Raw genomic sequence first — 9,852 nt, 5'->3', positions numbered from 1 at the left:
ACGCGTCCTCCCAACCTCAGTTAAATCTCCATTTCACCCCCGGTTCCATTTGACACCCCTATTCTGACCATATATAATAGATAAGAAGTTGGGATATTCTGCGGATATCCCGCATACATCATGCATTTTTAACGGTAAAGGCAGGCTCTGCTGACCTTTACCGCCAGTTAACGATAACCTGCACGCTCCGCGTACAGGTCACCGCCATCAATAAAAGGCAGAATCCGGCTATCAAAAAAATACCGGACACTTCTGCCCCTCAGAAAGGATAGATTATATTATGTGGATTGCCGACGGCTGGAACGATTACGAAGTAATAGACTGCTCCCAGGGGGAGAAGCTGGAACGCTGGGGAGACTACCTGCTGGTCCGCCCCGATCCCCAGGTAATCTGGGATACCCCCAAGAAACACAAAGGCTGGAAGAAGATGAACGGCCATTATCACAGAAGCTCCAAGGGCGGAGGCGAATGGGAATTCTTCGATCTGCCGGAACAGTGGACAATCGACTATAAAGGCCTCACCTTTAACCTGAAGCCATTCAGCTTCAAACACACCGGCCTTTTCCCGGAGCAGGCCGCCAACTGGGACTGGTTTGGAAATAAGATACGGAAAGCCGGAAGGCCTGTAAAGGTCTTAAACCTCTTTGCCTACACGGGAGGTGCCACGCTGGCCGCCGCGAAAGCAGGAGCCGCTGTCACGCATGTTGACGCCTCCAAGGGCATGGTAAACTGGGCAAAAGAAAACGCCCGCTCATCCGGCCTCGGGGATGCCCCGATTCGCTGGATTGTGGACGACTGCGTCAAATTTGCAGAGAGGGAAATACGCCGCGGCAACCATTACGACGGTATCATCATGGATCCCCCCTCCTACGGAAGAGGACCAAAAGGTGAAATATGGAAGATCGAAGAAGCGATTCACCCCTTTGTCAAACTGTGCGCACAGCTTTTATCGGAGGAACCGCTTTTTTATCTTATTAACTCTTATACTACGGGACTGGCTCCCTCCGTGCTGACTTATATGCTGTCCACAGAGCTGCTGCCAAAATATAAGGGGAGCGTACGCTCAGACGAGTTAGGCCTGCCTGTTACGGAAAGCGGGCTGGTGCTGCCCTGCGGCGCTTCCGGCCGGTGGGAATCCGGCGAACGCTAAGCACTAAGCATTTACTAAGCATTTTTTAACGGCCGCCGCTCAGGAGCTTCCAGAGCGGCGGTATTTTTCTTTTAAGGAATTCTGAGGTTCCCCAGGAAAGAAGAACCGCGGCGGCGGCGACTGCAAAATACAGGATCAGCGCCACCCCCGCCGTATGGGGCAGAACAAGGGAAGCCGCCTTGTTAATCGTCCTGACAATGAGAAAATGGAACGCATACAGGAAGAAGCTCTCCTTCATCCAGGGAGCCGGAGCCGGAAGCCGGCCTGAGGGCAGGGCAATCCAGATCGTAACCGGAGCCAGCAGTCCGTAAAGCACTGCCGTCAGAAAATTGGCGTAACGGTGTGTCGTCCTGAACATCAGGATGCAGAGCAGGACACAGACCAGAACCACGGCCCACTTAAGCAGCCGCGATACAGCTTTATCCCCGTCTCTTTTTTCCGCCAGCCGCCTTCCATGGAGAGCCAGATAGGCCCCCGATGAGAAATAAAGCAGCGCGTCCAGATTCAAAACGGGTATCACCGTGGCTTTGCCGAGAAAATACAATAAAAGGGCGATTGCCGCTCCCCCGGCCCACAGATTCGACATCACCGCATATACGGCCGGTGCGAGCGCTATCAGAAGTATAAGCTGCTGCATATACCAAAGCACAGGGTTATAAGTATAATTAATAATAGCATCCGCCAAATTTTCCAGAGAAAAAACAACCATTCCCTTCCCTGCCACGGAAGACAGGACGGGAATCCTGGACACGACGATAAACAGGAAATAGTAAAGTGTGTTCCACACGATGTATGGTATCAGCACGCTCCTGACCCTGCGCGTCATCTTATCCGGAATCTCGCCCCATGACACATCCCGGAAGAACAGATAGGATGAAATGATAAAAAATCCCGGCACGGCAATGGAAGGCACAGCAAGAGAAACCAGAGCCTGCACCTGCTTTACGCTTTCTGCAAACACTCCGGTTCCCTCTCCATTTATGAATAAGTCTGCGTTATAGCTGTGAATCATTACAACCAGGCAGCTCAGGATAAAAGTCATCCATGTAATCTTATTTCGAAATTCCGCCTCCGATAATCGCTTCATATACCTGTTCTCTCATTTTATTCTTAATTATTCCCGGAAAGATTCAGCGCTGCCGAAACATCCAGCATGCCTCCGGTTGACGTTTTGCCTGACAAACTGTCCAGACGGCGGACCGAATTAAGGATTCTGCCCTTTATTTCCGTCACCGCAAGACCGGAATCATAAGAATACAGCATAGCGGCCGCACCGGTCACCATCGGCGCCGCCATGGAGGTGCCGCTCATATAGCTGTATTTATTTCCGGAAACCGTACTCAGGATATAGCTGCCGGGTGCCGCCAGATCCACGCTCTTCGCACCGAAATTGGAGGAAGGATCTATCTGTCCGTCGAACCTTAAATTGGCTACCGAAATCACGTTATCCAAATCAAAGCTGGCAGGATAAACAGGGAGGCTGTCTATATTATATCCCCTGCCGGAACTGTCGCCGTTTCCCGCGGCTACGATAAACAGCATGCCGGAATTCTTCATCGTCTGATATAATTCCTCACTGTATTTATTGGTTCCAAAGCTCAGATTACAGATCACGGCCCCATTGTCCTGCGCATAGCGGATTGCCTTTGCCACATTATCCGCCGTGCCGATACCGGCAGGTGTTCCCAATGCCTTGACACTCATCACTTTGACATAAGACGGGTCACAGATTCCTATTATTCCGCTCCCATTTCTCGACGCGGCGATTGTCCCGGCAGAGTGGGTTCCATGATCATCATCCGGACCGGTAAACACCTGGTTATTATTCGAATAGAAATTCCATCCGTAAACATCATCCACATATCCGTTTCTGTCATTGTCGATTCCGTCACCCGGAATCTCATCTTCATTTATCCAGACAGCATCTGCCAAATCAGGATGGCTGTAATCAATTCCCGTATCAATTACGGCTACGATTACCTGGCGTTTTCCTTCTTTCGCATCGTATTTCTTCCAGGCAGGTATAATATTAATATCAATCCCGGCTACCGCCAGAGTTGTCCCTTCACTCTCCCTGGCAGGCCCCGGCCTGTTCTGTCCGGCATTCTGGCCTCCAAGCCATCCCTGAAAAGTGTTCTCCAGTGGAGTTTTCGTACTCGGAACCAGCTTGAACACTCCGCTGTTAAGCAAAGCCCACTGATAATCCCCATACGTATCGGAATACGGCAGCGACTGATAGCCCGGACCCAGCGAATAAATATTCGCACCGGTTTTCCGATGCTCCTTACCGTGCGCCGATGCCTCCACAATGACGCTTTGGGCGCTTCCTACATAAAATGCAGTCAGTACCGGAGCAACCAGGGCCGCACTCAGCATCAAAGCCGCTATTCTGTTATTAAGTAACCGTTTTTGTCTGTTTTTCATTGTCACTCCTGAATTTTTGCATCATGGCCGATACTTCTGAGCCCGATAAATACAACAACACATCTCGGCGGAACCATAAACTGTTTCTGGTTTTTTAGAACCGGTTCCTCTCCGTGTCTGTATATACCATTATTCTCATTGTCATCCGTATTAAAGGCCAGATGCCACATCATGCCCTTCGGAAGTTTGGGAAGGGCAAATTCATGTGGTTCCCAATGCATATTGTATGCCGTGTAAAAGTAATCATCGGGCGCGCCGCCCGTTTTTTCCCCATATTCCCCACAATACATGATTCCAAGCTGGCGGCGGAAATTCTCAAATTCCGGACACCAGGTTTTCACTCCGTGATATGATACATCCGGATGACCGCAGACCAGGTAATCCGTATTCTTCGGCTCCGTTCCCATATGAAAAACAGAATGCTCTTTTCTAAAAGCAATGACGTACTTGACGAACTCAAAAATATCCCGGTTCGTCTCAAGCAAATTCCAATTAATCCAGGAGATCTCATTATCCTGGCAATAGGAATTATTATTCCCGTTTTTCGTGCTGCCAAACTCATCCCCCGCCTGAAGCAGGGGTGTTCCCTGACTTAGAAACAGCAGTAAAAAGGCGTTTCTCAACTGTTTTCTGCGCATCTGCACTATTTTCTTTTTTCGTGTCGGACCTTCCACGCCGCAGTTCCAGGTATGATTATAATCCGTTCCGTCACGGTTATTTTCTCCATTGGCTTCGTTATGTTTCATCTCATAGGACACCATGTCCATCATGGTAAATCCATTCGTATTCGCCATATAATTTATAACGCCGAAGCCGGCGGGATTTCTTCGGTTTCTGAAGATCAATTTATTAATCTGATCCTCGTCCCCCTTCAGCACAATGCGCATATCAACCAGAAAGCCGTCATTGTACTCTCCCAGATGGCGCACCCTGCCATTCTCCGCATTCTCCCACGATGTTGCAAAAAGTTTTGTCTCGGACAGCCATGGATCACGCACCAGCAGCCCGGCCGGTGCATATCCGGATAGATGCACTCCATCCACATGGTACTGCATAACCCAGAAGCGGACCGCCTCCAAAATCAGAGACGGGTTTTCTTTCCCGGTAAAATACAGTTCGACAATCAGCTCCAGCCCGTTTTGGTGAAGCTCCTTGACCAGGCTGCAAAATTCCGCTGCCGGTCTCTTATGCCCTCCCGACGAATACGACGCTTTGGGGGCAAAGTAAAAACCTTCCCCGTATCCCCAGTAATTCAGCCGTCCCGTAGGCTCCTGGCTGCGGTAAGGATTGCCGTCCGACTGATCGGGCATCATTACTTCACAAAACTCATTTGGAGGAAGCAGTTCAACTGTCGTAATGCCCAGCTCTTTCATATAGGGAATTTTTTCCGTGATTGCCTTAAACGTTCCCCTGTCGGAAGTGTGTGAGGATGCATGCTTTGTAAATCCGCGGGGATGCAGCTTGTAGATCACCATCTCCCCGAAAGCGTATTTTAACGGTCTGTCGTCTTCCCAGTCAAAGTCCTCCAGGACAAAGCAGCTTCTTACCGGTCTTTTGACGGAAGATAAATCCCCCCATTGTTCGCGTCCCCGGAATTCTCTCCCATAAATATCGGGCTGTTCCCCTCTCTCCGTCTCCAGGCAGTATTCCAGTCCCGAAAATCCATCGCCGCAAAGTTCCATGGACCATACATCTCCCACCTTCTCCTCCGGAGAAAACGGTATTTTCTCTATTATTTTCCCATCCCTGTAAACCACCAGGCTGCAGCTTTCGCCGGGAGCCACGGTGCAGATATGGATTCCTTTCTCTGTCTTTGTAATGCCTAAAGGAAAATTTCTGTGGCCGTTCTGTATTTTTTCCATTTCGCCTGTCTTCACTTGTCCATCTCCCATCCGGCAGTCATCTTGCCGAAGTTATTGGTTACAGCTCCCACGCCGTTAAACCCGGGCTGTAACAATTATTGTGCCCCAATCTGTTCAGCCAGCTCATTTAAGTACATCCAGCGTTCCATCTTTTCTTCCAGCTGTGCTTCTTTTTCCTCTTTCTCCTGCATCAGCCGGTTCAGACGGCTGTAATCACTGGCAGCCTGAAGAATCTCACCCTCCAGCTCAGCCACCTCTTCCTCCAGAGCGGCGATTGTCTCCTCAATCGTCTCCCATTCCCGCTGCTCTTTATACGTGAATTTCAGCTTCGTCTCCCGCGGCTGCCCTTCCTTCCAGTTTTTGCGGTTAGGCTGGCTCTGGTCTTCCGCCCCCGCTTTGGCGGCGGTACTCTCCTCCTGCCCCTGCCCTCTCTCTTCGAGAGCAGCCTGATAATCGGTGTAACCGCCTTCATACTGTTTTACAGCGCCATCGCCCTCAAATGCAAAAATCCGGCGCACCACCCTGTCGAGAAAATACCGGTCATGGGATACCGCAATGACGATCCCCTGAAAATGATCCAGGTAATCTTCCAGAATCGTAAGCGTCCTGATGTCCAGATCATTGGTCGGCTCATCCAGAAGCAGGACGTTGGGCGCCCCCATCAGTATATGAAGCAGGCAGAGTCTTCTTTTCTCCCCTCCCGAAAGTTTACCGATTAATGTATACTGCATACTGGAAGGAAAGAGAAACTGCTCCAGCATCTGGGAAGCCGATACCATTCCGTCCGGCGTCTTCACATACTCTGCTACATTTTTGATATAGTCGATCACCTTAAGGCTGTCGTCCATCTCTTCATTTTCCTGAGAAAAATATCCCATCCTGACGGTCTGTCCTATAACCGTCTCCCCCGAATCAGGCTGAACCAGGCCGGCAATCATCTTCATCAGTGTGGATTTCCCGCTTCCGTTCGGCCCGATAATGCCGATTCTGTCATTCTTCAGAAAAATATAGGTGAAATCACGGAGCAGGACTTTATCTCCGTAACTCTTATTTAAATGCGAGACTTCCACCGTAGTTCTTCCAAGACGGCTTGTAAGAGAATTCATCTCCACATCCCCGTCTTCCTCCGGTCCTTTACGTGCGCTCAGTTCTTCAAAGCGCTGAATACGGCCTTTCTGTTTCGTCGATCTGGCCCTGGCTCCGCGGCGGATCCATTCCAGCTCGGTTCTCAGGATGCTCCGGCGTTTGCGCTCGGAGGCCTGTTCCATCGCCATACGTTCTTCCTTCAGTTCCAGATAGCCGCCGTACCCTGCCTGATAGCTGTATAGTTTTCCCTTATCCAGCTCCACGATACGGTTTGACACAGAGTCCAGAAAATACCGGTCATGGGTAATCATAAGGAGAGCGCCTCTGAATTTTTTGAGGTAGTCCTCCAGCCAGTCGGCCATGCTGCTGTCAAGATGGTTGGTAGGCTCATCCAGCACCAGAAGATCGGCCGCAGATAAGAGAACGCTGGCCAGTGCAACCCTCTTCTTCTGACCTCCGGACAGCGTGGATATCACAGCGTCGTACTCCGACACCCCCAGCCGGGTCAGCATGTTTTTGGCCTGTCCTTCCAGATCCCAGACGTGTTCATGGCCTTCATTCTCTTTTATTACACACTCCAGTACGGTAAGCTGAGGTTCAAATACGGGATTCTGGGGCAGATATCTGATATACAGGTTTCTTCCCCGGACCACGGTTCCCAGATCCGGTTCTTCCAGCCCTGCTGCAATCTTAAGGAGGGTGGATTTCCCCGTACCGTTGATTCCAATCAGGCCGATTTTATCCCCCTCATTAATAGAAAATGATGTGTCATCGAAAAGAAGACGCTCCGTATACGATTTGGTCAAATGTTCTATAGTAAGTAAATTCATAATCATCTGCTTCCTGTCCGTTTAATTTTCCGTAGTTCTCCGTGTTTATTGTTCGCGCAACTGCGCTTTTCAGCAGGGCTTTGAATCCTAACCCCCGCGTGCTGCGTCCGCGCTCCCGCCGGGAAACGGTAAATCCTACCGTATCACCAGCTCCACAGGACAATGATCCGAACCCATGATTTCGGTGTGAATCATGGCGCTCTCCAGTCTGTCTTCCAGGGCTTTTGACACACAGAAATAATCAATGCGCCATCCTGCATTCTTTTCGCGGGCCTTGAACCGGTATGACCACCAGGAGTATATTCCTTCCTGATCCGGATAAAAATGTCTGTACGTATCAATAAATCCGGACTCCAGAAGCTGCGTGAATTTCCCCCGCTCCTCGTCGGTAAATCCGGCATTCTTCCTGTTGCTCTTTGGATTCTTTAAATCAATTTCCCGGTGGGCCACATTCAGATCCCCGCAGAAAATCACAGGTTTATGCTCCTCCAGTTTTTTCAGATAGGAGAGAAAATCATCCTCCCACTGCATCCGGTAAGGCAGTCTTGCCAGCCCGTCCTGAGAGTTTGGCGTGTAGCATGTGATAACATAATAATCCAGAAATTCAGCCGTGATGACACGCCCCTCGTGATCATGGGCTTCAATTCCCAGACCATAGGTCACGGACAGCGGTTCTTCTTTTGTAAAAAGCGCAGTCCCTGAATATCCTTTCTTCTCGGCATAGCTCCAGTACTGGTAATATCCATCCAGCTCCAAATCAATCTGGCCTCCCTGCAGCTTGCTCTCCTGAATGCAGAAAATATCGGCATCCAGCTCTTTAAAAATATCTAAAAAACCTTTTCCCACGCAGGCGCGCAGGCCGTTTACGTTCCAGGAAATTAATTTTTTCATTGCATGTCTCTCCTCTATCGTTAATTTGCATGAAGCTGCCGTGCTGCCGTTCACAGGCTGTATTCCGTGGGGTGTTCCCGTCCGCAGACCTGTAAAAACAGCGTACAATCTGTTTTCAGTATATCATTTTGGCCGGGAATATGGAAGGGGAAAAAGAAAGACCAGGCCGGATAATCGCAGCCGGCCTGATCTTTCCTGAATGAAATAATTTGATTTTTATCTTTACAAATCTACGCTGATTTTCTGTTTCTCAATCTTATGGCGCTCTACATATCCGGTCAGGATCATCGTGAGCGCTCCGTCTCCGGTCACGTTGCAGGCTGTTCCAAAGCTGTCCTGAAGCGCAAAGATGGTGAGCATCAGGGCGGTTCCCGTAGCGTCGAATCCAAGGACTCCCGTAATCAGACCCAGAGAGGCCATAACCGTTCCTCCCGGAACCCCCGGCGCTCCTACCGCAAAAACCCCAAGCAGTACGCAGAATAAAATCATGGTTGAAAGTTCCGGCAGAGTGCCGTAAAGTACCTTTGAAACCGTCATGACGAAGAATACTTCGGTAAGCACCGATCCGCACAGATGAATATTGGCAAACAGCGGAATGCCGAAATCTACCATATCGTCCCTGAGAGTGGGTTCCGATTTTCTCGCGCACTCCAGTGCCACTGCCAGAGTGGCGGCTGAAGACATCGTGCCGACGGCCGTAATATAGGCCGGCCCGTAATTTTTCACGACATTCACCGGATTTTTACCTGAATATGCGCCGCCCAGACAATAGAGGAGCGTCATCCAGAGATAGTGCCCGGCCATAACAATAATGATTACCTTGACAAAGACAGGGAACTGCTTCGTAATGGAGCCCTCGTATGCCAGGGAACAGAATGTGAATGCAATATAAATCGGCAGTATCGGAATAATGATTTTCTTAACGACATCAAGCACAATTTTCTGGAATTCATCCAGCAGCTTCGTAACGGTAACTGCCTTCGTCCATGTGGCGGCCAGGCCAATCATTACTGAGAATACCAGGGCGCTCATAACTCCCATAACAGGCGGAATGGAGAGCTGGAATACAACTTCCGGCAATTCTTTCAGGCCTTCCACGGCCGGATTGATAGACATGCCGGGAATCAGCGCATAACCTGCCGCCATTGAGAACAGAGCGGCTCCCAGTGATGATGTGTATGCCAGTACAAGGGCAATTCCAAGCATTCTGGAGGCATTCTTCCCCAGTTTCGTAATCGATGGAGCAATAAATCCGATAATTATCAGCGGTACACAGAAGGCAATCACCTGACCCATAATGTAGTTCAGAGTCACAACAACATGCATCAGCCCTTCATTCGCCACCAGTCCTGCCAGAATACCGATGACGACACCTAACAGCAGTCTGACAGGCAGACTTTTAAAAACTTTATTCATAATCCTTCCTTTCCTTGCCGCCATAAGCGGCAATCTCCCCCTTTTCCGGCGTTCTCCGCACCGGTTGTTTAGAACATTGTATTTCCATTATATCAATATTTATGCCGAATGCAATTAATTTGTTATTATTACCACCGCGTTACTGTTCAGGTAGGTCTTTGTTACTAAAGCATATGGAGATTTAACTGAGGTT

General features: G+C 49.7%; 7 protein-coding genes. 1 reads left to right on the top strand and 6 read right to left on the bottom strand.

The annotated features are described in order from the left end of the window. Positions 1-280 precede the first annotated feature (280 nt). Positions 281-1,150 carry a class I SAM-dependent methyltransferase gene (locus tag CLOSYM_RS15330; RefSeq protein ID WP_021642804.1) on the top strand — a complete coding sequence of 290 codons (870 nt, stop codon included), beginning with the start codon at positions 281-283 and terminating at the stop codon, positions 1,148-1,150. A 25-nt stretch (positions 1,151-1,175) separates the two neighbouring features. Here CLOSYM_RS15330 and CLOSYM_RS15325 read toward each other — a convergent pair whose 3' ends face one another. From CLOSYM_RS15325 to CLOSYM_RS15300, 6 genes are all read right to left on the bottom strand, one after another. Next, complete coding sequence (locus tag CLOSYM_RS15325; protein ID WP_021642803.1) at positions 1,176-2,237, bottom strand: acyltransferase family protein; 1,062 nt, start codon at positions 2,235-2,237, stop codon at positions 1,176-1,178. A 23-nt stretch (positions 2,238-2,260) separates the two neighbouring features. Then, entirely contained in the window at positions 2,261-3,580 is a 1,320-nt protein-coding gene (locus tag CLOSYM_RS15320) for a S8 family peptidase (RefSeq protein ID WP_044902533.1), read from the bottom strand. Then, a complete protein-coding gene (locus CLOSYM_RS15315) occupies positions 3,577-5,466 on the bottom strand; it encodes a glycogen debranching protein (RefSeq protein WP_021642801.1) in 1,890 nt (629 codons plus the stop codon). Before CLOSYM_RS15315 ends, CLOSYM_RS15320 begins: the two co-directional genes overlap by 4 nt. Positions 5,467-5,531: 65 nt before the next feature. Beyond that, a complete protein-coding gene (locus CLOSYM_RS15310) occupies positions 5,532-7,352 on the bottom strand; it encodes an ABC-F family ATP-binding cassette domain-containing protein (protein WP_044902531.1) in 1,821 nt (606 codons plus the stop codon). Positions 7,353-7,487: 135 nt separating this feature from the next. Continuing rightward, complete coding sequence (locus tag CLOSYM_RS15305; protein ID WP_021642799.1) at positions 7,488-8,243, bottom strand: exodeoxyribonuclease III; 756 nt, start codon at positions 8,241-8,243, stop codon at positions 7,488-7,490. A 222-nt stretch (positions 8,244-8,465) separates the two neighbouring features. Next, positions 8,466-9,659, bottom strand: a complete 1,194-nt coding sequence (locus tag CLOSYM_RS15300; RefSeq protein ID WP_044902535.1) for a dicarboxylate/amino acid:cation symporter — start codon at positions 9,657-9,659, stop codon at positions 8,466-8,468. Positions 9,660-9,852 lie beyond the last annotated feature (193 nt).

Source organism: [Clostridium] symbiosum ATCC 14940, from assembly GCF_000466485.1.
Classification (GTDB): Bacteria; Bacillota; Clostridia; order Lachnospirales; family Lachnospiraceae; genus Otoolea; species Otoolea symbiosa.
This window is presented reverse-complemented; position numbering and strand designations above follow the sequence as displayed.

Excerpts from the sequence above, each read along its gene's own strand:
- CLOSYM_RS15330 (WP_021642804.1), top strand. The coding sequence starts at position 281 with ATGTGGATTGCCGACGGCTGGAACGATTACGAAGTAATAGACTGCTCC.
- CLOSYM_RS15325 (WP_021642803.1), bottom strand. The coding sequence starts at position 2,237 with ATGAAGCGATTATCGGAGGCGGAATTTCGAAATAAGATTACATGGATG.
- CLOSYM_RS15315 (WP_021642801.1), bottom strand. The coding sequence starts at position 5,466 with ATGGGAGATGGACAAGTGAAGACAGGCGAAATGGAAAAAATACAGAAC.
- CLOSYM_RS15310 (WP_044902531.1), bottom strand. The coding sequence starts at position 7,352 with ATGAATTTACTTACTATAGAACATTTGACCAAATCGTATACGGAGCGT.
- CLOSYM_RS15305 (WP_021642799.1), bottom strand. The coding sequence starts at position 8,243 with ATGAAAAAATTAATTTCCTGGAACGTAAACGGCCTGCGCGCCTGCGTG.
- CLOSYM_RS15300 (WP_044902535.1), bottom strand. The coding sequence starts at position 9,659 with ATGAATAAAGTTTTTAAAAGTCTGCCTGTCAGACTGCTGTTAGGTGTC.